Source organism: Flavobacterium sp., assembly GCF_043722275.1.
Taxonomy (GTDB): Bacteria; Bacteroidota; Bacteroidia; order Flavobacteriales; family Flavobacteriaceae; genus Flavobacterium.
This window is the reverse complement of the sequence record NZ_JAYSPC010000130.1, coordinates 20863-45645: the sequence shown is the minus strand read 5'-3', so window position 1 is coordinate 45645 and position 24783 is coordinate 20863. Positions and strand designations below refer to the sequence as shown.

The following is a 24783-nucleotide window of genomic DNA, read 5'->3' as shown; positions in this document are numbered from 1 at the left end:
TACACCATTCTATAAATATTTCACCCCGCTGGGGTTCTTTTCTAATTATTTTTATTTTCTATAAATATATCATTCCTCTGGAACTTTAAATTTGAATGGAAAATCGTTTTATAAATATTTAATCCCGAAAATAAATGCGTGATTTCTATAATATAATCCCGCTGAAATTTAAATTTTACTATTGAAGTTTTATAAGAACATTCAGGAATCGTGTAAAATTATCAACTCATAACTGGATTAATTTTAATGTTCTGTAAATGAATGAAATGATTCATTTTTAATTTAATAATTCAACACCAATTGTTATGATACATAAAATAGAAACAGCAAATAATTTAATTGCTTTTAGAGCGCTTGGTCAGGTAACAACTGCTGATTTTAAAAATGTTGTATTGCCGGAAATCGAAGGTTTGTCGAAACAATCAAACGGAATCAATTTTTTATTTGCATTAGATACCGACATTCAAAATTTTACCGAAAATTCGTGGTTGCAGGATGCTGTCCTCGGATTAAAACAGTTTGAGAATTGGAACCGAATTGCCATTGTTTCAGATTCTGATGATGCGAATTTTGGTGATGGATTTACATTTAATACAACCGGAGAATTCCGCGGATTTAAAAAACTGGCTTTCAATAAAGCTTTGAAATGGGTTGAAGGAAATTAAACTATCTAAATATATAAATCATGAGATCAATTTGGACAGGATCAATTAGTTTTGGGTTAATAAATATTCCCATTAAAATATTTTCTGCCGTGCAGGAAAGCAATATCGACATGGATATGCTGGATGAAAACGATCATTCAAATATCAAATTCAAAAGGGTAAACGAAACTACCGGTAAAGAAGTCGCTTACGGCGATATTGTAAAAGGCTATAAAATTGATGATAAGTATGTGATTCTTGAAGATGCTGACTTTCAAGCTGCAGATGCTGAAAAAACAAAAACAATCGCAATTCAGAGTTTTGCCTTAGAAAAAGAAATCAATAGTATTTACTACGAACAACCTTATTATCTGGAACCTGACAAAGGCGCCATGAATGCTTATGCTTTGCTCAGAGATGCGCTTGAAGCATCCGGAAAAGTAGGCGTGACGAGTTTTGTTTTAAGAAACAAAGAAAGCCTGGCAATTTTAAAACCGTATAAAAATGTGATTTTGTTAAACAGAATTAGATTTGAACAGGAAATCAGAGATCCAAATGAGTTAAAACTTCCTCCGGCTTCTAAAAAAGCGACCAAAGAAATGGATATGGCAGAGAAATTAATCGATCAGTTAACAGAGAAATTTGATATCAGCGCTTATAAAGACGAATATACTGCGAAGCTTTTGCAGATTATTAAAAATAAAGCCAAAGGCAAAAAGCAAGCGGCTCCAAAATTAAAAGTCGTTCACAAACAAAGCGACGACTTAATGGCAATGTTAAAAGCAAGTCTGGATAAGAAGAAATCTTCTTAATCCAGACTTTTGCTTTCCAGCTTTTGCAATATCTTTTTAATATTAGCACCTTTTCCTAAAACAGGCTGCCATAAATCACCTTTTTTCTCAAAACGTTTCATCACATTTTTAATAGTAAATTGTGACGGATGCAATTTCGAATTTACTTCGTCCCATTCTAATGGCGTTGAAACTGTTGCACCCGGTTTTGGTCTTACAGAATATGGAGCTGCAAGCGTTTGTCCGCGTCGGTTTTGCAAGTAATCAATGTATATTTTATGGTTTCTTTTCTTGATACTTCGTTCTAAAGAAGTTGTTTCCGGTAAACGCGATTGGATTTCGGTTGCTAATAATTCACCAAAAATTTTAATCGAATCATAATCATATTGCGCGCCAAGCGGAATATAAACATGCAATCCCGTTGCGCCCGAAGTTTTACAATAACATTCGGTTTCAAGTTCGTCCAGAACTTCTTTTACCTTTAAAGCCGTTTTTACAACCTCTGCAAAATCATCTTTTTCAGGATCAATATCAATTACCATCCAATCCGGATTTTCAACATGTTTGATAGTCGAATTCCACGGATTCATTTCAATACAGCCTAAATTCGCCATATAAAGTAACGTTGGTTTATCGTTGCAAATCAGGTAATCTAAATATTCATCATTTGATTCTGAAAATATTTTTTTGGTTTTAAGCCATTCCGGAACCTTATCCACATCTACATCTTTTTGATAAAAACTAGGACCTTTGATTCCGCCCGGAAAGCGGTTCATTGATTGCGGACGATCCTTTAAATATGGCAAAATCAAATCAGCAACTTCATTGTAATATTGCACAATTTCGCCCTTTGTAATGTTATCGTCCGGAAAATAAACCTTGTTTTGATTGGTAAGATGCAAAGTGGTTTTCCCAATTTTTAAATCATAATCATTTTCCATTTTATTTGTTGGTTTTTCAGTAATAGTTTTTTCTTCTTTCATCTCTTTTCCTGCCTCTTCTTTACTCTTTCCTCTTGGCTCTTTTTGAATCTTTTCCTCCATCTCTTTTCCTGCCTCTTTTTTATTCTCTTTAGCCGAAGTTTCCATTTTAATATTCGAAGGCACAAAAACTTCCGAAGCCTTTTTATCAATTCGTAAACCCAGATAAACAGGATGTCTTAAATGTTTGTCATTGGTCCATTCTGAGTATTTTATCTGACTGACCAACTTTGGTTTTACCCATTGAATGTCATCTTTAATGGTGATTTTTTCGCTAAGCGGAGATTCACTCACAAACAAAGGTTCCAGTTTTACGTACAATTCCTTGAGCGTTGCTTCTGTAAAACCCGTTCCGCATTTGCCTATATATTGAAGGCGTTTGCCATAATATTGTCCAAGCAGAATTGCGCCAAAATATTTTCTCGAATTCTTAGGCTGTGTTACGCCAATGATAATTGCTTCTTCGGCATTTGAAATTTTAATTTTCAGCCATTCATTGCTTCTTCTGTTAGGCGTGTAAGTACTGTCGGATTTTTTTGCGATAATACCTTCGCTTTTATTTTTTATCGCAAGTTCAAATTGTTCAATTCCTTTTCCTACAGTATGTTCCGAATAAAAAATATTGGTAAAATCATATTTATTAAACAGGATTTTGAGCAATTCCTTTCTTTCCAGTAAAGACAAATCGGCTACATTATTTCCATCTAAATTTAAAAGGTCAAAAACATAATATTTTAAATGGCCCAAACCTGTTTTGATGTAGTTTTGAAGCAACTGAAAATTCGCTTTTCCGTTTTCATCTTCCACCACAACTTCGCCATCTAAAACCGCAATGTGATCTATTTTTTTCAATTCATCGACAATGGGTTTTAAATTGGAATTAAAAGATAGTTCATTTCTGCTAAACAATTGTACTTCAGTAGTATTAATTACAGAAACGGCACGATATCCATCGTATTTATTTTCAAAAACCCAGTCTGCATCATCAAAAGGTTTTTCTTTTATACTCGCCAGCATTGGTTTTATAAAAGTGGCAGGTTCAATGGCCGAAGACTTTCTTTTTTTTGAAGGTTTTTCGTCTTCGACTTCATCATCAGATTCATCTTCAATTATTGCTGCTGATTTTTGCTTTGTTTTTTCTGCTGCTTTTTTAGAATTTTTTTCCAGTTCTTCCAATGATCGCTCGGATATAACCGATTTATTTTTTTTCAGAATATCAGTTTTAGCTGCGTCCGAATCTTGTTTTTTGATTAATAACCAGGCATTTTCCTGTTTGCCCCTTAATTTTATCAACGAAAATTCTCCTTTAAGTTTTTTTCCTTTTAGAATAAAACTTAAATGTCCTTTGTAAAGATCCGCCAATAATTTTTTCTCCGGATTTTCCGTAGGTTCATCGGGCGTATAAGTTCCGTTATCCCAAACAATGACATTTCCGGCACCATAATTTCCTTCCGGAATTGTACCTTCAAAATCTTTGTAGCTGTAAGGATGATCTTCCACCATCATTGCCAGGCGTTTATCATCCGGATTCATAGATGGACCTTTAGGAACTGCCCAACTTTTGAGAACGCCATCCATTTCAAGCCTAAAATCATAATGCAAATGTGATGCGGCGTGTTTTTGCACCACAAATATCAATTTGCTTACTGATTTTTCCACTTTTCCTTTAGGTTCTTTGGTTTGTTTAAAATCTCTTTTCTGATTGTATTTAGACAGTGACATACGCTTTTACAAGTATTAAAATGGTTAATGAAAGGTGGTAAACAACGGTTGCAACAAGTCCGAAAATAATATGGGCGAGAAGCAACTGAAAATAATAACCTTTGAAATCGATTTGAGGTTGATGATTGCTTAATTTAAACATAATCATCCAGCCAATAATGCCAATTATTCCGCTGACAAACCCCAATAAAAAGCCGCTTAAACGAAACCGGCAAAATGTCCTTTATCCATAAATAATAATAGGCAAGTACAAATAACAGGCCTATAAAATAATGCAGTAACCACGCTAAAGTAGCTTTTGCTTTGGGTTGTACTTCAATATTTAATTTGGTGAGCATAAAGGTGAGTAAAACAGGTTCTTTGTACAATTCGCGAAAACTCGCCGATGCCGCATAACTAAATAATGTCATTGCTGATGTTGCTGCAATTGAAACTATCAGGAGCTGTATAAAAATATAAATATCCATAAGTAATTGTTTTTTATAGCTTTATAATTTGTGGTTAAAAAGTAATATGGGATTTGAGTTAAAATAAAATAAACCATTGCCGCAGCGAATGGTTTATTTTATAAAGCAAAGCGCTTAAAACTTTCTGGGATTATTTACGGGATCTTTTTCTTCAAGATCCTGATCAATATCATATTCCCGATCCAGTTCGTCTCTTGAATTATTACTGGTTAAACTGTCCGGTTCACGATCATTTTCGTCATAATCTTCAACAAGATCATCATCTAAATCGCTTTCGTCCAGATCATCATCTTCATCAAGATCTTCGTCCAGATTATCGTTTTCGTCAAAACCTTCATCGAGATCTTCATCTTCTTCAAAGGTATCACGGTCTAAAGCGTTTGAGAATTCATCGTCTAAATCCTCTTCCTCTTCTTCCGCAGTGAAATCTTCGTCGTCATTTAAAATTTGATCATCATCAGAAAAACCTTCGTCAATACTTTTTTGATATTCATCTACATAACTTTCATTATTGTTTTGATTTGCAGCATAAATATCATTTTCTCTTTTATCAGAGTTTTGACGGATATCGTCTTCCGGATGATAAAAATTACGGTCTTCCCGACCGTAATTTCCGTTGTTGTTTCCTGTTATCATATGTAATGATTTAAAGGTTTACTTTTTGTTTCCTGTCGATTTTTTAGTATCGCTAGACTTTTCAGTACCTTTAGAAGTACTTGTTTTTTTGTCTGAGGATTTTGCACCTGTAGTGCCGCTGTTTTTTTGGTTTGAAGTGTTCATAATATTAGATATTAAATTAATAAATAGTAAAGTAATCTGTACATTCATTTAATTGAATGCTAAAAGATTAAGTTAAAATTAGTCTGAACATATCATATTTAATTATAAAATTTAAACGAGTACTTATATAATTATCAGCATATTAGTTTTTTGCTAGTAATGAATTAACTGAGATTATAATAATAGCCACAGATTGACATGATTAAAATGATTAAAAAATGTTTGCCACGAATTTCACGAATTTTCACGAATTCTTTTTGTTGCCACAAATCTTTGTCAAAGTTTTAAACCAGGGTAAAAGAAACTTTCATTTTACATAAAACAACCACAGTCATTATCATCCAGATTTCTATATTAAACAAATCTTTTTTATAACCGATTTGGGTTTTTATTTCTCGCAGATTTTGCAGATTTTGCAGATTTTTATTTTGACAAAGAGTGTCATCCTGAGCGGAGTCGAAGGAAACGCAAGAAACTCCGCAAAAGGTTATTTCACATTGTCGAGCTACTTAATGAGATTCCTCGTTCCTCGGAATGACAAAATGCGCAGAACTCGACAAAGATTGTCACTTATCTGTGCGGAGCTACTTAATGAGATTCCTCGTTCCTCGGATGACAAAAATCCGCAAAACCCGCGGGCAATAATTTAATTCGTCCAGATTCTAGAATCCCGATAGCCATCGGGAGTGGCAAAAAATACACAGAATAAAAAAAAACCTGTGCAAACCAGTTTAATCCGTAAAACCCGTGGGCAATAATTTAAAATATTAACAATAAAAATTCCCAAATGAAAATTATATAAGCGCAACAGAAGATTTTGTAAGTAGTTTTTGGCTAAATTTTGAAATATTTACATAGAATTTTGAGGGTTTAAAACTCACATTATGAATAGGAATTTTAAAATGATTGACCATGAATAAAAAAGGACCCATTGTAATAATAGAGAATAAACAGGAAGATCGTAAGTTATTTATTGAAATATTTTCGGAATTAAACTATGACAATCCTATTATTTATTTTAATACTGCCGAAACAGCTTGCAATTATATGATTCGTCATCAAATTAAGCCATTTTTGGTTTTCTCAGATATTGTATTGCTGAATGTGATCAATTATAAGGTGATGGAAACGAATACAGATGATAATGGAGTAGGAACGCTGTTCAATTGTCCGTACCTGTTTTTTACGACACTTTTTGAACAGAGTTTTGTAATAGATCCGTATTCTTTGCCCACTCACAGCTATTTTGTAAAACCTTTTGATTATAAAAAATTTAAGGAAGTTATAAAAACAATTATCGATTATTGGAGTGAACCAACATCAATTGCCCAGTATAATAAAATAGAGATTAAGGCAGTTACAATTAAAGAGTAAAAAAAAAGATACCATTTTGGTATCTTTTTTTTTGATTATAAAGGCAAATAAATACAAAATGTAGTGCCATGATTAATTTTACTGCTTACTTGTATAAATCCTTCATGATTTAAAACAATTTTCTTGACAAGTGTTAATCCAAGGCCGCTGCCGTTATATTGGTCGTTATTATGTAATCTAAAAAACGGATTAAATATTTTTTCTGCATATTGTTGATCAAAACCAATTCCGTTATCCGTAACGCAGATTTTTACATAATTGAGTTCCTTATTTCCACCAATTTCTAGTATTTCATCTGTAGATGGTTGTTGCGTATCTATTTTGATTTCTGGAATTACGCCTTCTTTGGTATATTTTATAGCGTTTAGAATCAGATTGTGAAAAAGCTGCTGGATTTGATACGGAATTATTTCTAATTGAGGAAAAGGCAAAACTGTTATTACAGCATTTTTTTCCAGAACTGTATCTTTTATATCCGAAAGCGTTTTTTTCAAAAGCAGATTCAAATCTGTTTTTTTGAATTCTTTTTCTATAAAGTTAATGCGCGAATATTCAATCAGGTCAGCAATTAACTGACTCATATTGGTCACTGCAAATAACATTCGTTCCAGATTGTGTTTACTGTTTTCGGATATATCCGGTTCGTTATCAATAACACGTTTGCAAAACATATGAATTTTACGCAGCGGTTCCTGTAAATCATGGCTTGCTGCAGCGCTAAACGTTTCTAATTGTTCGTTGTGGGTTTCCAGCTCTGCATTTTTTATGGTCAGTAATTCATTAGCAGCAATTATATCAGTAATATCTTCTAACGCCAGTAAAATCATTCCGGTGGGTTTAGCATCAATAATTCGTCGCGCATTCACCATCATAATTTTTTTGCCAATTCCTTTGCAGGTTGTATCGACTTTAAAATCTTCTATAGATGTTTTTTCACCCAGCATTTTGGTAATCAAATTCCTGAATTCGGGAATATCCCATTGGCAATCACCTATTTCGAATAACGAATAACCTTCGGTTTCCTTATCGGTAGTTTCAAAATATTTATAAAAAGACGGATTGGCACTTTTTACAAAAAAGTCTTTATCGATAATTAATAAAGGTTCGCGAATGGTTTTAAAAATCGATTCAGAATAATTTCTCATCGAAATCAATTGTTCCTGACGATCCAGTAATTCATCGTTTACGCACATTAATTCTTCATTATTCGACTGAAGTTCTTCTGTTGATGTTTCCAGTTCCTCATTCATCGCCTGCAATTCTTCACTGCTGCTTAATAATTCTTCGTTTGTGGTTTGTAATTCTTCAAACGCTGTTTGCTGTTCCTCGGTTACACGCTTGATATCTTCGCGTAATTGAGCTAATTCATTTTCAAGTTCATCAATACGAATCAGATCTGTCTTTTTTCGTTTTGATTTCAGATCTTCATCCTGATCAGGAAGCGGTTTTTTATAAAAAAGAACCATAAAATGTTCCTCATCATTCGGGATAGAAACCACCTCAAAAGAGGCAAGATAGGATTGATCCTTAACGGTAATATTATCTTTTAATACACTTTTTTTATCTTTTTTTACTTTCAAAATTGCGTTGCGAAGTTCAAAGCTAATCCCTTCACGAGCCATTTTTAAAATATTAAAATTTGGTTTTCCCGGTGATGGCAATAAAAACGAACTTGTATCTCCGTGAAAATGAACAATTTCAAGATGGTCGTTTATAATAACGCTTGCAGGAGTATATTTTAGGAATAAAATATCTGATGCAATTTTTCTGAAATCAGTTTCAGGCAATGTTTTTTTATCTTCAAGATCTGTTTTCTCCCGTGAATTAATATTGGCAGGCTTGAATGCTTCCGGAACATAACGGGTTGCAGCAAACTTGCGGGTATATATTTTTATTTGTTTCCCTAACGGATCAAATAAATTGGGCGCGTTGACAATCGTTTCAGATTTTCCAAGAAACAATATTCCTTTTTCCTTAAGGGAATAATGAAAGGAACTCAAAACTTTATTCTGTAAAAACGGATCAAAATAAATCAGGACATTTCTGCATGAAATAAGATCAATTGTCGCAAAAGGCGGATCTTTAATAAAGTTGTGTACCGCAAAAATACACAAGTCACGGATTACTTTATTGATGTGATAATGCCCATCACGTTTTGTAAAATAATTTTGAAGCCTTGACGGAGAAACGTGTTGGATATCCTGAGCAGAGTAAATGGCTGCTCGTGCTTGTGCAATACATTTTTCGGAAAGATCCGAAGCAAAAATTTGAACCTTTATATCTTTATTACTTTTTTCAACCAGATATTCATGAATGCTGATCGCAAGTGAATACGCTTCTTCACCAGTCGCACATCCTGCAACCCAAATGCGCAGATTATTGTTTACCGTATTTTGAATTAATTGCGGAAATATAATACTTGGTAAAGAGTCAAAAAATTTAGTATCACGAAAAAAGTACGTAACCGGAATCAGGAAATCATTGAATAATGCTCCCTGTTCGGCTTTATCATTTCGTAATAAATTATAATAATCCTGAAGTGTTTCCCTGCGAACAACCACCATTCTTCTGGCAATTCTTCTTCTGATTGTTGGTTGTTTGTAATGACGAAAATCATTTCCTGTTCTTAAAAAAACAAGATTCAGGATTTGCTGCAAAGTTTCTTCTTCACCTTTAGGAATATGCTCTTCTTCGGTATAAGCATAATTAATGGTATAGCTTTTATGTATTTGCAATAGTTGTTCCGGTATAGCTTCCGGAGCCAGTACAAAATCTGCGACATCGGCATCAATAGCACTTTGTGGCATTCCTTTAAAAGCTGCTGTATCAGGATCTTGTGCAATTGTTGAACCGCCAAGTTCTTTTATTTTTTTTAAACCGTACGTTCCGTCAAAAGCAGTTCCGGATAAAATTACACCTATTGCAAATGTGGTATGAATTTGAGCCAGTGAGTCAAAGAAAATATCTATTGTAGCATTTTTACGTTCGGCACGGGTTCTTGTGTGTAATTTTAGAACTCCGTCTTCGGCAATTAAATTGTTATTCTCCGGAATCACATATATATGGTCAGGAGCAAGATTAATATCGTTGATAATCTCGTGAACCGGAATTTCTGTGTATTGCGATAGTATTTCGGTTAAATTACTGGAATGTTCAGGCGATAAATGCTGTACGATCACATATGCCATACCGGAATCTTTAGGGATTTCCCGAAGTAATTTTTTGAAAGCATCTAATCCACCGGCAGATGCTCCAATGCCGACTACGGGAAAATCCTGTTTTGTTTTTTGTGGTTCTTTGGTTTCAGGAAGTTTCATGTATGTTATTTATTTAAGTCAAAGATAAGAAGTCTTTTTAGTATTAAAAGTAAGGAATTAGTGAAAATGGAAATATTGTAAGAAGTTATTCTTAAAAATGTAAATTTTTGTTTTGAATGTTTTTAAAATTTGTGATATAACAATTTAAGAATGTTTAATTACTTAAAAATCAATATTATGAAAAATTTATTTGTAACAATTGCCATGATTGGCATCGTAAGTTTTGCCACTGCGCAGGAAACTCCTAAGTCGAGTAAAAAGACAAAAACGCAGTCTGATACGATTACTCATAATCGTACTACTAAAACAGGGACTGAAAAAAAATCAACGACTCATAAGTCAGAAACACAAAAAGATCCTATGACTAAAAAGAAAAGTACAAGTACTACAACTCGTAGAGATTCTGTTTCAACAAGTCCAACAACACCAAATTAATGTTTTTGGAACCATAAAGTTGCTTTTCTATTACTACCAAAAGACCTGTAAATCAGGTCTTTTTTAGTATCAGATCTTTTAGAAGGGTTTTTAATTTACCAAAATCATTTGGCTTTGTATAATAATCAGCAGCACCCAGAAGTTTAATTTTATTTTTTATTTCGGTTGTTATCGAAGTCGAAAATATAATAATAGGTATATCACTTATGGTATCTTTTTTCTTGATTTCCTCTAATAGTTCTATTCCTGTCATAATGGGCATATTGATATCAAGAAAAATAAGATCAGGATGAATTTCGTTATTGCTAAGTTGGTGTAAAGCTTGTATAGGGTTATGAATTGCAGTATAAGCGGCAGTAGAAACTTCTTCAAGAGCTTCTAAAAAAAAATCACAATCATCATAATCGTCATCAATTTGCAGGATATTTTTATATTTCATGATCGTAATTATTTGTATTGTTCGGGTGTAAAGGGGGATACTAAATGTTTGAATAGGATAACTAACAGGATTGATAAGTCTCCATAAAGTTATTTGCAGTATATTAAAAGATACAAGAGCAATAGTAAGATTTTTTTCATAGTTATTTGATTGTAAGGGTTAAAAAAGGCTTGTCACGACAAAACAAGCCTTTGTTAAGAAATTGTAGAGAAATTAAGACATAAATAAATTAATTTTTATAAATGTAAAGTCATCACTAATCTTACATTTATATAATTTCGTTTTTTATTTATATAATTCCCATGTTTTAATATTCTGGGAGTTTTTTAAAAATATATAAACAGAGGAAAAATCTTAAATATTTTTAAAAAGAGGATTGAATGGTTACCACTTTTTGAAATCTGCCGTGATGACTAATAGAAACGTCCTGAAATGTATTTGAATGGAACAAAGTTAAATACGGAATCCCATTATTGTCCTTAATAATGTCTTTATTTTCGATTTCAATCACTTTTTTTAAATCCTCTAAAGATTTTACAGCAATTGTATGAAGAGTTTCTGGAGAAATAATTGTTTTTGTATAGTAGATATTCCCCTCACAATTGACGGTACCAATACTATAATCGTGATGTAGCGATATGACTGAGCAAATCAATTTTTGAGGAATATACGCTCTGATTTTGGTTTGGCGGTTATAAATTTTATACGCCGCTTCTTTCATGCTCCAAAGCAGCCAGACCATTATTTCAGGATCTGGTGCATTTGAAATCAGTATTTGTTCCTGGCTTGTAAAGATTTTTTGGAGATAACCTTTTCGCTGCCAATCACTTTCCCTGCGTGATTGTATGATATCTATGACATCATTACCAATCATTTTTCGGCAAGTTTTGTCCCTATAATTTCTACCGCAGTTTTTACGTCAAGCATACGTTCCATATCTGTATTATCGATTACAACATCAAAAGATTCTTCGATATCCAGCACAATATCAACCAGATTGGCCGAGTTTATACTTAAATCGTTAATAAAATCTGTTTCTTCGGTAAGATTGTCATAAGCTTCCGTATTTGTTGTGTACGGCTTTATAATTACTTTTAGCTGAGCAATAAGTTCTTCTTTGTTCATATAATTATTTTTGAAATTTTTTAAAAATGATACAGGCATTTACATCACCAAAACCAAAACTTGCTTTGGCAATAATACCAGGATTATTATTTATTGTTTTTAAAGGCACTTTTATGGGATCAATTAAAGCGGTAATTTCAGGATGAAGATCTTCACAATTTGTGTTTCCAAATATAAAACCTTCGTGAAGCTGTAAAACCGTGGCAACACTTTCAATACTTCCGGCGGCGCTCAGGCAATGTCCCGTCATACTTTTTAAGGAATTGATATACGGGAAATCAGCACCACTTAATCCCAATGCTTTTGTCCAGTTTTCAATTTCGAGACTGTCTTTTGTCGTTGCCGTTAAATGTCCGTTTATCGCGTCAATTTCAGTTGCGGCAATTCCTGCATTGTTTATCGCGCCGGTAATACAACGCTGAACGGCGGTACTATTTGGTGCCGTCATACTTCCGTTGCCGCGTTGTCCGCCAGAGTTTACATTTCCGCCTAATATTTCGGCATAAATAGTGGCTCCGCGTTCTAACGCAGTTTCTAATTCTTCGATAATTAAAGCTCCGGCACCGCTTCCGGGAACAAATCCTGCTGCAGAACCGCTCATAGGTCGTGATCCTTGCTCCGGATTATCGTTATATTTTGAACTGCAAACGCGCAAAGCATCAAATCCAGCCCAAATATAAGGTCCGCTATCGCCCGTACTTCCGGCTAAAATTCGTTTTGCCTGTCCGGATTGAATCCGATCAAACGCCATCATAATAGCTTCGGTTCCTGTTGCGCAGGCAGATGAGTTTGTAGTAACCTGATTGCCAAGACCCAGTTTTCCGCCCAGATACGCACTTACGCCACTATTCATGGTTTGTGCGACAACAGTACTTCCAAGTCGGCGGACTTGTAATTCGTCTATTTTATAAATGCTTTCGCGAAATTTATCGATTCCTGATGTTCCTGATCCAAAAATAGTTCCGCTTTCCCAATCCGGATTTTCATTATTTTCTATAGGCAATCCCGCATTTTTCCAGGCTTCAATTCCTGCAATAACGCCATATAAAATTCCGGTGCTGTTAAAACCCCGTAATTCAAGTTCTGTAAAATATTGGGATTTAAGTTCATCAGATATTTGTGGCTGACCCGCAATCTGACAGGAAAATTGTAATTCCTGCAATTGCGTATCGTGCCTGATTCCTGATTCGCCATTTTTTAAGGCTTGTGTAAACGCAGGAATTCCAACCCCATTTGGAGCCGCTACGCCTAAACCCGTTATGACAACTCGTTTTTTCATAGTTTATTTGTAATCATACCCGCTAAAATTCCTTTGCAGACTTCTTGTCCGGCTTCGTTTGTCATAATTACATCACATTTTAATTTTCCAAACCTGAAAAATGATTTTTGAGATGTTACCGTTACTTTTTCGTTAGGATAAACAGGTTTTAAAAACTGCATATCTGCCGATGTAAAAGCAATTACGGTTTCTTTATTAAATTTATCGCCAAGCAAATAAATTCCAAGACAAACCATACCAATCTGCGCCATAGTTTCTGTCAGGATTACGCCCGGAGTTACGGGATTATTCTTAAAATGACCTTTATAAAAATCAAGATCTTCCTTAAAAGTATACGTTCCGCTCACGCCGTTTTCATCTGCATGCAACAATTCATCTACAAATAAAAAGGGTTTGCTGTAAGGCAATTGTGCTATAATACTGGTCAGTTCCATAATTTTTTTATTTAACCGGTTGATTTTTTGGTAAATATGTTGTTATAATAAATTTAAAATAGTTCACATACAATCAGCTTTAATTGAATGCAGATAAAACGGATTTACTTTGTAAAGACGGGGATAAACACAACTTTTTTTCTTAATTAAATAAATATCAATGATTAAAAATCTGTTTTTATCTGCGTTTTGGCAATAGCGAATCGGCAAAATCCGTGTACAATTTTATATGCAAATAATTCAATTCAATAGATTTTTCTACATAATTACCATTGTAATAAAACCCGTTGTGCCGAAAATCCCGGACCAAAACTAAGCATTAATCCTTTTTCGCCTGCTTTTGGATTTTCATCCATAATACTTTCTAAAACATATAAAACTGTGGCGCTCGACATATTACCATATTGTTTAAGAACCTCTTTTGTGGCATTAATATTTTTTCCTAATCCTGAAAAAAGCGCTTCGACTGTGGTTACAATTTTTTTTCCGCCGGGATGAAAAATCATATGATCGATATCTTTGATTTCTAAATTGTTTTTTTTGAGAAATGGGTGAATTATATCTCCAAAATGTGACGCAATCGTGTCCGGAACTTCAATATCCAAAACCATTTGCAATCCAGAATTCGTAAGTTTAAATCCCATCATATGTTCTGCATCATAAAAATGATACATTTCTTCATTTATGATTTCAGGACCATTATCGTCTTCATACGATGATAGCAGACAACATGCGGCTCCATCACCAAAAATTGCCGCGCTGACAATATTGGGCATCGAAAAATCATCAAGCTGAAATGTTGCCGTAGGAGATTCAACCGCAATTACCGCAGCACGTTTTCCGGGATTTGCTTTCAGGAAATTCTTGGCATATATAATACCTGATATTCCCGCAGCACAACCCATTTCGGTCACGGGAAGACGCACAATATCTTGTCGCAATTTCATTTTATTGATAAGATATGCGTCTAATGACGGAATCATTATTCCCGTACAACTTACGGTAATTATATAATCCAGCGATTGCGGATTCCAATCTGCTTTTTCAAGGGCTTTTTCTAATACTTGTTCGCCTAAAATAATCACTTCCAGACTATAAATATCGTTTTTATCTTCAAATGATGTGGCTGTAAAAACTTCGGCAGGATCCATGATAGAATAGCGTTTGTCAACAGCGGCGCCTTCAAAAATCTTTTTTACTTTTTTAATAAAACGTTCGTCTTGTCCGTGAAGCCATCCTTCCAGCATTGGTAGAATATCAGCCGTTTCACGGGAATATTTTGGGAGTTGCTTTGCAACTGTTATAATTTTTACACTCATTTTTTAGCAATTATCCATTGGTAACGAAAAGCCCATTTCCAGTTTATGGTATAGTTTTTAAAATTCAGTTTTTTTGAGAAGCTTTCTAATTCGTTTTTCTTAAATCCTCTTAAAATAGAAACCAATCCGTCCTCACGCGACATTCTATTTAAATTAAAAATAATACCAATCATTTTAAAAAGCCTGTATGCTAATTTACTGCGATGCAAATCGTTAATTACGATCCCAATGGTAGCATTATTATTAAAGATAGTAATTATATTTAATATTTCATCATTAGTAAAATGGTGTAATGTTAGCGTACAAAGAACAATATCGTATTTAATCTGAGTAAAACCTTCGCTAAAAATATCCACGCAGATATACTCAATATTAGGATATTCGGTTGATAATTTTTTGGCATAATTTATTGTAAACTCATTCGCATCAACGCCTATAAGTTTAAAATTCAGCTTATTTTTTTGACCGTAATCTGCCAGCATTCGCAACATATCGCCATTGCCACAACCAATGTCTGCAATTACAATTGTTTTTTGAGTATCTGTTTTATTCAATAATCTTTTTATGCCGTGAAGCGTGAGTTTGTTTCCGCCCAATAACTGATTAATACGCGCAATTTTATCTAATGCATCTTGTAATTCTTTCCCCTCAAGAGAAAAATCGTCCATTATTTCAGTTTCCTGTGTTCTGTATTTTGTGCTTAATGCCATTTAATTGATTGCTATAGGTTTGCCGTGCGTTTGTTTGATAATTCCGGGCAATATTCCCGGAAATGATGCTACAATGGCAAAAAGTACATTAGTAATGGTTTTATGAGTTAGGATTTTCGCCAGAATCCTGCCCATAAATAATCTTTTCCCAAAATGGATATTCCATTGTTTGGTATAATTTTTTTCTAATAATTCGCGCGATATTTTTTTATCCGAGTAATAATCGAGGATTAATTCTGAAGCTATTTTTGCGCTGTGAATTGCCATTGCCATTCCGTTACCACAAAGCGGATGAATAAGTCCCGCCGTATCGCCAATCATTAAAATATGATTTTCGACAGGCTGTTTTTTATCAAAAGAAATTTGGCTGATCGTAATAGGTTTATCAAAAAGAAGCGTACTATTTTCAAAAACAGTTTTAAGATGTTTGTTTTTATACAATACATTAAGCTGATAATCCTCAATGTTTTTATATTGTTTAAAAGTGGCATAATCCGCCAGATAACAAATATTAATGCTGTTATTTTCTACTTTAGAAACGCCGCAATAACCGCCTTTAAAATTGTGTAATGCCACAAGATCATTATCAAAATCTCCTGAATAATGTGCTTTTACAGCCAGCCACGGTGATTTTTTAGTAATAAAATCCCGCTCTAAAACCTGATCGATATTTGATCGTTTGCCAAAAGCGCCCAATACTATTTTTGCCGATAAATTTTGGTCAGGAGTTGTAACCGTAAACATATCGTTGCTAAATGAAACATCAGTAACATTTTCTTTAATAACAGTACAATTTTGAGCGATTACTTTTTGATATAAAAAATTATCGAGTTCATATCGGCTTACGCCAAAGCCACCTAACGGAAGTTTTGCAGTTGCAATTTTTCCATTATTTGATGTAAACTCAAATTTAGAGATAGTAGTGGGATTTAGTTCCGAAACATCGGCGTTAAGCCAAAGCAAATAGGGGAGAATCTCATTCGAAATATATTCACCGCAGACTTTATGTTTAGGATATTCGGATTTCTCGATCAAAGTTATTTTTAATCCTTTTTGAGACAGATGTATAGCCGAAGTCAAACCCGCAAGTCCTCCGCCAATAATTATTACATCTGTTTGTTTTTCCATATTACCAATTTAAGCATTAAATCTCAAATAATAACGATGGGAATATTAAGTTTATTTTTGATTTTGGAAAAAAAAGAAAATGCAAATTATAAAAGAGTTTTGAAATTATCTTCTCTTACGTGGCGGACTTACAGATCTTCCTTTATGTTTTCCGGGATTCCATTCCTCATCACTGTCTACTTCTGGACCTCTTCCGTCGCGTACAAAATCCTTGTAATCTTCGCGGAGATTGTGCGCCTTGTCCGCTTCTTCGATTTCTTTCGCAGTTTTAAATTTTGTGAGGCTGTTTTTTGCATAAGGAGGTTGCGCGCCAAAATTCATAGAATATGCAATTCCGGTTTTGAGAGCGTTGACAGGATCTTGTTCTGCTAAAACCTGTTGAGCTCTGTCACGGTCAAAAGTACCATGCGCCTGTCCGCGGCTTCCATAAGTTTGTGTATTTACAGATGTGGGATGCTGAAACTGTGAACCCGGAACATTATGCCCCATATGCGATGTTGGGAAACGCGCATTATCCGAAAGACTTACTAAATCTTCGGCAGCATCAAATTGACCTTGTTGATGAAGCGTATGAGCGTGCGCAAGGGTTACGGCAGTACTCATCATTTCATCCATAGCTTTATGTCCGTGAAAAAAGCGGTTGAATTTTTTAGGATCAACAACACCGCTTTTCCCAAACATTTGTTGTGCTTTTTTAGAATTTACGGGATGGCGTTTGCCCAGAAGTTTGATTTTTGTGATTCCGGTTAAGGCGTGTGCGCGATCTGTAACCTTTCCTGATTGTATTTTTGTTGCCGGCTGAAAGTTTTTTACTCTTTGAACAACATCCTGACTTTGCGGGATTGCCGATTTAAGAGAAACCAAAGCTTGCGCAGAAGTAGTATTAAACTGCTTTCTTTGTATAATTGAACTAATACGGTTGTCAATCAAAGTCCGTCCATTTGAACTCTCACGATTAATTGCAGCAATTGTTTGATGATCTTGTTGCGGTTTCCTTTGAAGTTGATATGTCATATATACAGTCTTAATTAAATATAGTTTTTACAAAAATTGGCTTATTTATTTTCCGTTAGCTTTTTTTAGTATTTGAGTCATCTTATTACTCTGTTTTGAACCGCTGTTGCCAGATCCGTGCGCGATTGCTCCTTTATAACCTTTTACCGCATCCTCTCTTTCCTGTTGTTTTTTTGCATTTTTGTGAGGAGTCTGATAGGTACCTAATTTGTTAACATTCCGATCATCAGCACTTTGTTGACAAGACTTGCAATTTTTTATTTTCCCATGTTTACATATTAATTGAATAACATCTTTTTTTTGCCTCTGTACTAAATCCGGGCTTTTCATTTGAATTGATTGTGATGAACAACCCGCACATCCACATCCTGAATTATGTGCTGTCGCGTTTTCTTTTCGTTGTACGGTCAGGGCTTTTGCACCCATAACATCAGCTTCTTTTTCTAAACCTTTATCATCATTAACATTAACTTTACCCTTCATTTGCAAAGTAGGTTTTACGCGTCCTTGTTTTTGTTGCACAACATGCCAGGCTTCATGCGGTAAATGTTTTTCCTGGCCGCTTGCAATATGAATGTCCGTTCCTTGTGCATAAGCGTGAGCCTGAAGTTGAGCAGGTTTGCCTGAGTTATAATGCACTTTTACATCATCCAGAGAATGACCGGAAAGATTTTCTAATCCTGATTTTAAATTTTCGGGTAATCCGCTATTGTTCGCTTTTTTTTGCAGAATAGAAGCAGGACGATTATCCTGAAGTTCAATTGCTTTATTCTGAATAATTTTAGTATTCAAATTCGCAGCAGATTGTGCTTTTAAGCTTTTTTTATTATCATATGAATTTTCCATAGCTCGATTGATTTTGTTTTTTTTAATTGTAATTATACAGGAATTCCCTCACCAGATGGCGGTGGTGGTGGCGGATCTTGTTTTTTATAAGGATGAAAACTTGGAGGCGCAAATTTTCCCTTCACTTTGTTTTTTCTTTTCTCCTTTATTACCCGTGATGTTGCTTCATACTTTTGCTGTTTTTCGGATATGGGTTTTGGTTGTCTTGTATTCCAGTTAAAAGAGTTATTCATACTTACATTTACACCACTTTGGGTCATTAGCGCCGGATTGCCCTGATGTTTATACGGACCAGCTGCTGACACTCCAAAACTTGCCATACCTGTTTGCGTGGCAAGATAGGCCAGTTGTGGATCCATATGTTCAGCTAACATTTCAGGATATTGTTCTCCCGTTTCCGCCATTTCCTGATTACATCCACCTTTATGACCACTATTACCTCTTTGTCCGCATGATGCTCTGTTAATGGCGATATTACTGCTGACAGGCACTCCTGAAAGAAAATTTACTGTGTTTTGAAATTGCTCATCAGATTCGTCTCCAACACCCACTTCTGGATCATAACCCATTGCTTCTCCCATCATATTCATATCGTCTGCATTTCTTTTTACAGATGATCTATAGGCATCACTATTAACCGCAAGAGCTTCTGCATGAGCACTCCTTCTTGCATCTGGCAGCGTAACATGTTCCGGTGGCGCCCCTTGCATAAATCCGTGAGTTTGGTGAAATTGGGGTACAGGATGCGTAGCATATGAAATGTTGCTTACCGGAGTACTTTCACCTGTATGATTATGAACATGAATTCCGTCAAGACCATCAGAAAGAACCATTGCGTGGGTATTTCGTGCGCTGAATGCCGTTTGTTGAGTAGGCGGAATTGCTTGAGTTGCCGCCACAGAATTAGCTTGTTGCCCTGTGACATCTCCTCCGGTAGTAATTATAGGACCAAAGTGAACCGGATGTTGTAATAATGCTCCGGAAATTGGTGTTTGAGGTACTATAGGAGCACCTTCTGGCGGTGGCTGGAACTGAAAGTCTACTTGTGGATTATCTTCCTGTTGCACTCGGAGACGTTCTGCTTCATGTGCATCTTCTGCTTCATGTGCTTCTCTTTCAGTATCGTAAACCTGTCCGGTTAATGAACTTTTAAAACCACCTTTACGATTAGCACTTACTCTTAATTGTAGTGTTTTATCTGACAAAGCAATATTATTTGCTTTTTTTTGAATAGGAATAAAACCAAACTGCGCAGGTTCATTGTTCTGATGAAGTTTTTGCTGAACAACAGAAGGCTTTCGATTGTCTTTTAACTGAATAGCAGCAGTACCGCCGTTACTATTTGCGGCAGTTACTATTATTTTATTTTTGAATACTCTTTCCTCGTGTGCCATTTTCTTCTCTTTTTAATTAAATGACTTTATTTTCAGATTTTAACTCGACTGAATAAAACTTGCAAAAGCATTACTATCACCATTAAAAACATCATAATCATTAAGCTGCCCGTTTAGTTTGTAATTTTGAGTTTGTTGCCAGATCGTCCAGTTTTTCCAGACATTAGGGATTTTTAGAGTCGGATTATAATTAGCAATCCATAAACTGTAACTTGCAAAAGCGGGATTAGTTAAATAAGCGTTTGCCGTATTATTGTCTGTATAAATAAGAGGTTTTCGTCCTGTTTTTTGTTCTAAAAGCGTTAGGAAACTCAATAAATTGGGCTGAATACTGGCTTTATTAACACCGGTATCAATACTGGTTTCTTCAAAGTCAACAATAGGAGGAAAGTCGGCAGCTGAAAATGTTCCCATAACGCCCAAATAATTGGCAACTTGTTTCGCCGGATCATCATCACAATGATAAAAATGATACGCACCGCGAACATATCCTTTTGCCTGAATCGCCGGCCAGTTGGTTTTAAAACTCGAATCTGTGTACGTAATTCCTTCCGTAGCTTTACAGATGATGAAAGTAAGTTTGTCAACTTGCTTGTTCAAAAAATTGATTTCATTACCCTGATATCTCGAAATATCAATTCCAAATACACTAAAATTATTAGTTGCTGTTGTGGTCATTTTTTTATTTAATTAGTTAAATTTTTATTTCTGTGAATTCAAAAACTAGATTTTATCTATAAATGCTGTGTTTTTTTTTAACGTTGGCAAACCTAACAGGTTTTTAAAACCTGTTAGGTTTAACGGCCTAACTATTTAAACTCAAAACCGAGACTGAAACTGTAAATTATTTCTAAAGAAACTGAACAGGTCCAATAGCGCCGGAATAATCAATCACCGAACAAAATGGATGATTTTTAATCATCGATTTTAAATTTTCAAGCTCCGGATTAAAATACGGAAGCGTTACTTTTTTTCCCGTTAAAAGGCTAATTAAATAATTATTTTTTAACGGATGTATTTCAAATAACGCCCCTCGAACTGCATAAAAAACATCTTCATCATCAACTACAAATGCGATTTCATATTTATTCTTTTTTAATTTCTGCGGATTTATTTTCAGTAAAAAAGTAATATGCATTTCTAATTTTTGTAGTGCTGAGTCTATCGATTTTTCGTGTGATGTAGCAATTAAATACAGACTGTTTTTTGTAATTAAATACCCGTTTACAATAAGTTCATGGTTTTTTATACAATGATTTAAAGCCATTGCAATGATGGTATTGACATAATAAAAATCGAAATGTTTTTTCCATTCCCCAATTTCCAATTCAGCTTTATGAGGATATAAATGCTTTTTAGAAATTAAATTTTGAGTTGCGTTTTCAATTTTTTTCATAACAAGATCAATACATTTGTGAAATACTCAGCGTTTTGTTTTCCTTTTTAAATTCACGTCTAATCCCTTCCAGAAGATCCTGATAACTAGCCATTGTTTCATTTTTCTGAATAGCTATTAAGGCACAATATCTCAAAACATTGATAATCGCACCTCCGGCGAGTTCATAATTTTCGGCAATACTTTCAAGATCAATCTCAGGATTCAGTTTGCATTTTCCGGAGAAAGCTTTTTCCCATAATTGAATTCTTTCCTCCGTGGTTGGCATCGTAAAATGAATCATCGACTGAAATCTTCTTGAAAAAGCCTCGTCCATATTTTCCTTTAAATTCGAGGCTAATATTACAACACCCGGAAAATCCTCAATTCTTTGTAATAAATAACCCGTTTGCTGGTTCGCATGCCTGTCATTTGATGATGATGCGGTGGTTCTTTTCCCGAAAAGCGCATCGGCTTCATCAAAAAACAAAATCCAGTCCTTATGTTGTGCAACATCAAATATTTTAGAAAGATTTTTTTCGGTTTCACCAATATATTTTGACACAATCATAGAAAGATCAACTCTGTAAACGTCTCTGTTTGTACTTTTTCCTAATAAAGAAGCCGTAAGAGTTTTTCCGGTTCCCGGCGGTCCGTAAAAAAGCGTTCGATATCCCGGTTTTATCTTGCTTTCAAGTCCCCAGTCCTTCATTAGCGTTTCTCCGTGATTAAGCCAGGCGTTAATTTCCATTACTTGTTGCATCACCTGATCTTCTAAAACCAAGTCTGACCAATCTAAATTAGTCGAAATTTGTTGTGCCGGAAACGAAACGCTATGTTCCAGTTTAGGCAAATTTCCGGTGATGAAATAATATAACCAGCGCTCATTAATAGACAGAATCTGATTTAAAACCGGAACATTTGATTCCGTACTTTCCATCATTAAAACCTGTTCTTTCGATAGTATATTAGCAGGATTAAGCACATTCAGCATTTCGATTCGTAACTCCGGATTCACCGCCGTAATCAAAAATGAAAACGTTTGCCCCGTTGGTAAAAATCCGCTGTGGTTTTTATTAATTACACCGCCAAATTCAGTGAAACCACGATCGTACATTGCATTTTTACTAAAAAAAATATCCAGGACTTCAGGTTTTATCTGAGGCGCAATAATCAAAGCAAGGCAAAGTCTTTCGTAGAGATTAAGATTCCATTCGTCCAGTTGTTTATAATAAATACTATCTTTAGTTTCCTCATTTACTTCCGGTAACGGAATATCCTGCCATTGATTTTCATGACCTTCCTGAAGCAAATAACTGCAAATAACCTGATCTATTACCTTTTGTAACCAATCCATTTCATTATACAAAACAAGGATTTCGTGATTAGTCTCCATAACTTGCAAATAGTTTTTCAACATCGTCTAAATTCGCATCGACCCATTTAAAATACAGCAAAGCCGTATTTGGATTTAATTCATTTGATTGCAGCATATCCAGAAAATAACCTTGCGCATTTTGCATAATCATTTGCGAATTATAATCGATATCATTGTGAAAATTCGAATTAAAAAAAGTATCAATCCATTCACCGCCATTATTGTCCTTATTGATAAAATCACTTATAAAATAAGCGAGTTTATCCTCCTGCACCACTAATTTTTTAGCCTTAAAATAAGCAGGTTTCCTTTTGGTTTCGCGATGGTAATATTCAATATCCTTAGATTGGATTGTTTTCGTGTTTTCATTTCCAAAAATATCCACTAATCCAAAGTTTTCCGTATCACTTGCCAATTCAAGCTCAGCATTTTCTGCGCCTGCAATTGCTAAAGTGGTGCAGTTTGCCGTCGCGCTTTCTGTAACGATATACAACTCGCGAAAGGCAAATAAAGTCTGCGTCATTTTTATAATTAATTGCTGCTGAATTTCGTTCCAGTTATTAATTTTTATCGATTCCGGTTCTTCAGCCCTAAAAATAAAACTGCCGTTATTGGCAAACGAAAGTATCTGTTTGCTAAATTCAAACTGACCTTCCATAGCATTATTTCCATATCCCCGTCCGGAATAAGGTTTTGAAATTCCTTCACTAAAATTCCAGTTTGAAGCGTTCAGCGTAATAATATCACTTAAATCAATATCATGTTGAGGTACAATACTATTGCGATATACGTTTCCTAAAAGCACTATTTCGCCATTTTTAATTTGGAAATAATCGCCCGGAAAAAGATTTTTATTCAAAGGTTTAGTAGGAATAAAACCTCCCGTTTTTAAATAAAATTGTCTGTAAAAATTTTTATAAGTATGATCCATAGCAATAAAAGTACGAGATTAAAGTCCGCTGAAATACTTCAGCGGACATTTAAATTTTACGAAGCCAGCGCCGCCGCATTTGCCGCCGCTAAACCGGATTGTAACGAATTAAGTTTGATTTGCGCCTTATTTAAATTAGTATTCGCAATATTCAATTGTCTCGTAGTTTCATCGTTCGCAATATTGGCTTTTTCATACGCTAATTGCGTTTCTTTGTACGCATTATACAACAATCCTCTTATCGAAGTTTTCGAAACCGGATAAATTGATAATGGCATATCAATCGATTTCTCATCAGTTAAATTCAGGTAAAGTTTACTTGCCTGTCTGTATTCCAGCGTAATTGCCGCTTCAGATTCTAAAATAGAAGCTTCTGCCGCCAATGTTGATTTTAAAGCAATTAAAGTAAGCGCAACCGCATTATTTGCATCTGTTCCCGCCGTATTTAATCTCGTAATCAAATCATCAGAAATCAACGGATTCAAAGCTTTTTTTCTAATAACAAGATTCGATAATTTGTTAATTATTTCAACCGAATAAATCAGTTTATTAATCAAATCACTCACGCTTGAAGCCACTTCAATCGCATCATCATTTGAAATAGTCATTTTGCTAAAAGCATTTTTTGAATTATACGCTAAATCATAAGCGTTTTGCACCACCTGATCAATCAGGTTTTTATTGCTCAAAGCGTGCGTACGATTCCCATCGGCGGTTAATAAATAACCCTGGTATTTTGATGCTTTTTCAGTAAGTGATGTCACAATAACCTGTTGTTGCTGTACATCTGCCTGAGCGTCAATTACCTGATTTTTTAATACATCTAATTCAGATTTTTTCTTTTCGGTAATTCCGTATCTTTTCAATTTTGGACCTGACTGTAATATTTGAGCTTCCATAT

General features: G+C 34.7%; 25 protein-coding genes. 4 read left to right on the top strand and 21 right to left on the bottom strand.

From position 1 onward, the window contains the following. The first annotated feature begins 305 nt into the window (after positions 1-305). Together ACHZDT_RS16070 and ACHZDT_RS16065 are read left to right on the top strand one after the other, a co-directional pair. Entirely contained in the window at positions 306-665 is a 360-nt protein-coding gene (locus ACHZDT_RS16070) for an STAS/SEC14 domain-containing protein (protein ID WP_394775637.1), read from the top strand. Between the two features lie 20 nt (positions 666-685). Further along, positions 686-1456, top strand: coding sequence for a Ku protein (locus ACHZDT_RS16065; protein WP_394775636.1), 771 nt, complete (start codon positions 686-688; stop codon positions 1454-1456). Here the strand turns inward: ACHZDT_RS16065 and ligD are convergent. From ligD to ACHZDT_RS16045, 4 genes are all read right to left on the bottom strand, one after another. Next, positions 1453-4137 (bottom strand): DNA ligase D, encoded by a 2685-nt coding sequence (ligD, locus tag ACHZDT_RS16060; protein ID WP_394775635.1) that lies wholly within the window; start codon positions 4135-4137, stop codon positions 1453-1455. The genes ACHZDT_RS16065 and ligD overlap by 4 nt on opposite strands. 134 nt (positions 4138-4271) lie before the next feature. Then, a complete protein-coding gene (locus ACHZDT_RS16055) occupies positions 4272-4604 on the bottom strand; it encodes a hypothetical protein (protein ID WP_394775634.1) in 333 nt (110 codons plus the stop codon). 114 nt (positions 4605-4718) lie between these two features. Continuing rightward, a complete protein-coding gene (locus ACHZDT_RS16050; protein WP_394775633.1) occupies positions 4719-5240 on the bottom strand; it encodes a hypothetical protein in 522 nt (173 codons plus the stop codon). An 18-nt stretch (positions 5241-5258) separates the two neighbouring features. After that, positions 5259-5384, bottom strand: a complete 126-nt coding sequence (locus tag ACHZDT_RS16045; RefSeq protein ID WP_394775632.1) for a hypothetical protein — start codon at positions 5382-5384, stop codon at positions 5259-5261. A gap of 912 nt (positions 5385-6296) precedes the next feature. Between ACHZDT_RS16045 and ACHZDT_RS16040 the strand changes: the two genes are divergently transcribed. Further along, a complete protein-coding gene (locus ACHZDT_RS16040) occupies positions 6297-6758 on the top strand; it encodes a response regulator (protein ID WP_394775631.1) in 462 nt (153 codons plus the stop codon). Positions 6759-6793: 35 nt separating this feature from the next. Here the strand turns inward: ACHZDT_RS16040 and ACHZDT_RS16035 are convergent, their stop codons facing one another. Beyond that, the gene (locus tag ACHZDT_RS16035; protein WP_394775630.1) at positions 6794-10075 is read right to left on the bottom strand and encodes a CheR family methyltransferase; all 3282 of its coding nucleotides are present in this window, start codon (positions 10073-10075) and stop codon (positions 6794-6796) included. A 177-nt stretch (positions 10076-10252) separates the two neighbouring features. On the opposite strand from ACHZDT_RS16035, the gene ACHZDT_RS16030 reads away from it, so the two are divergent. Continuing rightward, positions 10253-10510 carry a hypothetical protein gene (locus ACHZDT_RS16030; RefSeq protein WP_394775629.1) on the top strand — a complete coding sequence of 86 codons (258 nt, stop codon included), beginning with the start codon at positions 10253-10255 and terminating at the stop codon, positions 10508-10510. 52 nt (positions 10511-10562) lie between these two features. Here the strand turns inward: ACHZDT_RS16030 and ACHZDT_RS16025 are convergent, their stop codons facing one another. The 16 genes from ACHZDT_RS16025 to ACHZDT_RS15950 all read right to left on the bottom strand — a co-directional run bounded on the left by ACHZDT_RS16025 (position 10563) and on the right by ACHZDT_RS15950 (position 24781). Next, a complete protein-coding gene (locus tag ACHZDT_RS16025) occupies positions 10563-10949 on the bottom strand; it encodes a response regulator (RefSeq protein ID WP_394775628.1) in 387 nt (128 codons plus the stop codon). Between the two features lie 364 nt (positions 10950-11313). After that, positions 11314-11823 (bottom strand): 4'-phosphopantetheinyl transferase superfamily protein, encoded by a 510-nt coding sequence (locus tag ACHZDT_RS16020; RefSeq protein ID WP_394775627.1) that lies wholly within the window; start codon positions 11821-11823, stop codon positions 11314-11316. Then, positions 11820-12074 (bottom strand): acyl carrier protein, encoded by a 255-nt coding sequence (locus ACHZDT_RS16015; RefSeq protein WP_394775626.1) that lies wholly within the window; start codon positions 12072-12074, stop codon positions 11820-11822. Before ACHZDT_RS16015 ends, ACHZDT_RS16020 begins: the two co-directional genes overlap by 4 nt. A gap of 4 nt (positions 12075-12078) precedes the next feature. Continuing rightward, complete coding sequence (locus tag ACHZDT_RS16010; RefSeq protein WP_394775625.1) at positions 12079-13353, bottom strand: beta-ketoacyl-[acyl-carrier-protein] synthase family protein; 1275 nt, start codon at positions 13351-13353, stop codon at positions 12079-12081. Further along, positions 13350-13787 (bottom strand): 3-hydroxyacyl-ACP dehydratase FabZ family protein, encoded by a 438-nt coding sequence (locus ACHZDT_RS16005; RefSeq protein ID WP_394775624.1) that lies wholly within the window; start codon positions 13785-13787, stop codon positions 13350-13352. Before ACHZDT_RS16005 ends, ACHZDT_RS16010 begins: the two co-directional genes overlap by 4 nt. A gap of 266 nt (positions 13788-14053) precedes the next feature. Next, positions 14054-15106 (bottom strand): type III polyketide synthase, encoded by a 1053-nt coding sequence (locus ACHZDT_RS16000; protein WP_394775623.1) that lies wholly within the window; start codon positions 15104-15106, stop codon positions 14054-14056. Then, positions 15103-15816, bottom strand: coding sequence for a methyltransferase domain-containing protein (locus ACHZDT_RS15995; RefSeq protein WP_394775622.1), 714 nt, complete (start codon positions 15814-15816; stop codon positions 15103-15105). The genes ACHZDT_RS16000 and ACHZDT_RS15995 overlap by 4 nt, the downstream gene beginning before the upstream one ends. After that, complete coding sequence (locus ACHZDT_RS15990; protein ID WP_394775621.1) at positions 15817-16944, bottom strand: NAD(P)/FAD-dependent oxidoreductase; 1128 nt, start codon at positions 16942-16944, stop codon at positions 15817-15819. A gap of 105 nt (positions 16945-17049) precedes the next feature. Continuing rightward, a complete protein-coding gene (locus ACHZDT_RS15985; protein ID WP_394775620.1) occupies positions 17050-17958 on the bottom strand; it encodes a hypothetical protein in 909 nt (302 codons plus the stop codon). A 45-nt stretch (positions 17959-18003) separates the two neighbouring features. Next, on the bottom strand, positions 18004-18804 hold the full coding sequence (locus ACHZDT_RS15980) for a DUF4157 domain-containing protein (protein WP_394775619.1): 801 nt from the start codon (positions 18802-18804) through the stop codon (positions 18004-18006). Positions 18805-18836: 32 nt separating this feature from the next. Then, the gene (locus tag ACHZDT_RS15975; protein WP_394775618.1) at positions 18837-20198 is read right to left on the bottom strand and encodes a hypothetical protein; all 1362 of its coding nucleotides are present in this window, start codon (positions 20196-20198) and stop codon (positions 18837-18839) included. Between the two features lie 39 nt (positions 20199-20237). Next, positions 20238-20876, bottom strand: a complete 639-nt coding sequence (locus tag ACHZDT_RS15970; protein WP_394775617.1) for a GH25 family lysozyme — start codon at positions 20874-20876, stop codon at positions 20238-20240. 172 nt (positions 20877-21048) lie between these two features. Continuing rightward, positions 21049-21594 (bottom strand): hypothetical protein, encoded by a 546-nt coding sequence (locus ACHZDT_RS15965; RefSeq protein ID WP_394775616.1) that lies wholly within the window; start codon positions 21592-21594, stop codon positions 21049-21051. Positions 21595-21601: 7 nt separating this feature from the next. Next, positions 21602-22969: an ATP-binding protein gene (locus ACHZDT_RS15960; protein ID WP_394775615.1), complete on the bottom strand. Its 1368-nt coding sequence runs from the start codon at positions 22967-22969 to the stop codon at positions 21602-21604. Further along, positions 22959-23882: a hypothetical protein gene (locus ACHZDT_RS15955; RefSeq protein ID WP_394775614.1), complete on the bottom strand. Its 924-nt coding sequence runs from the start codon at positions 23880-23882 to the stop codon at positions 22959-22961. Before ACHZDT_RS15955 ends, ACHZDT_RS15960 begins: the two co-directional genes overlap by 11 nt. Positions 23883-23938: 56 nt before the next feature. Beyond that, positions 23939-24781 carry a hypothetical protein gene (locus ACHZDT_RS15950; RefSeq protein WP_394775613.1) on the bottom strand — a complete coding sequence of 281 codons (843 nt, stop codon included), beginning with the start codon at positions 24779-24781 and terminating at the stop codon, positions 23939-23941. Positions 24782-24783 lie beyond the last annotated feature (2 nt).

Excerpts from the sequence above, each read along its gene's own strand:
- ACHZDT_RS16045 (WP_394775632.1), bottom strand. The coding sequence starts at position 5,384 with ATGAACACTTCAAACCAAAAAAACAGCGGCACTACAGGTGCAAAATCC.
- ACHZDT_RS16070 (WP_394775637.1), top strand. The coding sequence starts at position 306 with ATGATACATAAAATAGAAACAGCAAATAATTTAATTGCTTTTAGAGCG.
- ACHZDT_RS16040 (WP_394775631.1), top strand. The coding sequence starts at position 6,297 with ATGAATAAAAAAGGACCCATTGTAATAATAGAGAATAAACAGGAAGAT.
- ACHZDT_RS15950 (WP_394775613.1), bottom strand. The coding sequence starts at position 24,781 with ATGGAAGCTCAAATATTACAGTCAGGTCCAAAATTGAAAAGATACGGA.
- ACHZDT_RS16030 (WP_394775629.1), top strand. The coding sequence starts at position 10,253 with ATGAAAAATTTATTTGTAACAATTGCCATGATTGGCATCGTAAGTTTT.
- ACHZDT_RS15980 (WP_394775619.1), bottom strand. The coding sequence starts at position 18,804 with ATGGAAAATTCATATGATAATAAAAAAAGCTTAAAAGCACAATCTGCT.
- ACHZDT_RS16035 (WP_394775630.1), bottom strand. The coding sequence starts at position 10,075 with ATGAAACTTCCTGAAACCAAAGAACCACAAAAAACAAAACAGGATTTT.
- ACHZDT_RS16010 (WP_394775625.1), bottom strand. The coding sequence starts at position 13,353 with ATGAAAAAACGAGTTGTCATAACGGGTTTAGGCGTAGCGGCTCCAAAT.
- ligD (WP_394775635.1), bottom strand. The coding sequence starts at position 4,137 with ATGTCACTGTCTAAATACAATCAGAAAAGAGATTTTAAACAAACCAAA.
- ACHZDT_RS15960 (WP_394775615.1), bottom strand. The coding sequence starts at position 22,969 with ATGGAGACTAATCACGAAATCCTTGTTTTGTATAATGAAATGGATTGG.
- ACHZDT_RS16000 (WP_394775623.1), bottom strand. The coding sequence starts at position 15,106 with ATGAGTGTAAAAATTATAACAGTTGCAAAGCAACTCCCAAAATATTCC.
- ACHZDT_RS16020 (WP_394775627.1), bottom strand. The coding sequence starts at position 11,823 with ATGATTGGTAATGATGTCATAGATATCATACAATCACGCAGGGAAAGT.
- ACHZDT_RS15975 (WP_394775618.1), bottom strand. The coding sequence starts at position 20,198 with ATGGCACACGAGGAAAGAGTATTCAAAAATAAAATAATAGTAACTGCC.
- ACHZDT_RS15955 (WP_394775614.1), bottom strand. The coding sequence starts at position 23,882 with ATGGATCATACTTATAAAAATTTTTACAGACAATTTTATTTAAAAACG.
- ACHZDT_RS16005 (WP_394775624.1), bottom strand. The coding sequence starts at position 13,787 with ATGGAACTGACCAGTATTATAGCACAATTGCCTTACAGCAAACCCTTT.
- ACHZDT_RS16015 (WP_394775626.1), bottom strand. The coding sequence starts at position 12,074 with ATGAACAAAGAAGAACTTATTGCTCAGCTAAAAGTAATTATAAAGCCG.
- ACHZDT_RS15970 (WP_394775617.1), bottom strand. The coding sequence starts at position 20,876 with ATGACCACAACAGCAACTAATAATTTTAGTGTATTTGGAATTGATATT.
- ACHZDT_RS16055 (WP_394775634.1), bottom strand. The coding sequence starts at position 4,604 with ATGGATATTTATATTTTTATACAGCTCCTGATAGTTTCAATTGCAGCA.
- ACHZDT_RS15965 (WP_394775616.1), bottom strand. The coding sequence starts at position 21,594 with ATGAAAAAAATTGAAAACGCAACTCAAAATTTAATTTCTAAAAAGCAT.
- ACHZDT_RS16065 (WP_394775636.1), top strand. The coding sequence starts at position 686 with ATGAGATCAATTTGGACAGGATCAATTAGTTTTGGGTTAATAAATATT.
- ACHZDT_RS15990 (WP_394775621.1), bottom strand. The coding sequence starts at position 16,944 with ATGGAAAAACAAACAGATGTAATAATTATTGGCGGAGGACTTGCGGGT.
- ACHZDT_RS15995 (WP_394775622.1), bottom strand. The coding sequence starts at position 15,816 with ATGGCATTAAGCACAAAATACAGAACACAGGAAACTGAAATAATGGAC.
- ACHZDT_RS16025 (WP_394775628.1), bottom strand. The coding sequence starts at position 10,949 with ATGAAATATAAAAATATCCTGCAAATTGATGACGATTATGATGATTGT.
- ACHZDT_RS15985 (WP_394775620.1), bottom strand. The coding sequence starts at position 17,958 with ATGACATATCAACTTCAAAGGAAACCGCAACAAGATCATCAAACAATT.
- ACHZDT_RS16050 (WP_394775633.1), bottom strand. The coding sequence starts at position 5,240 with ATGATAACAGGAAACAACAACGGAAATTACGGTCGGGAAGACCGTAAT.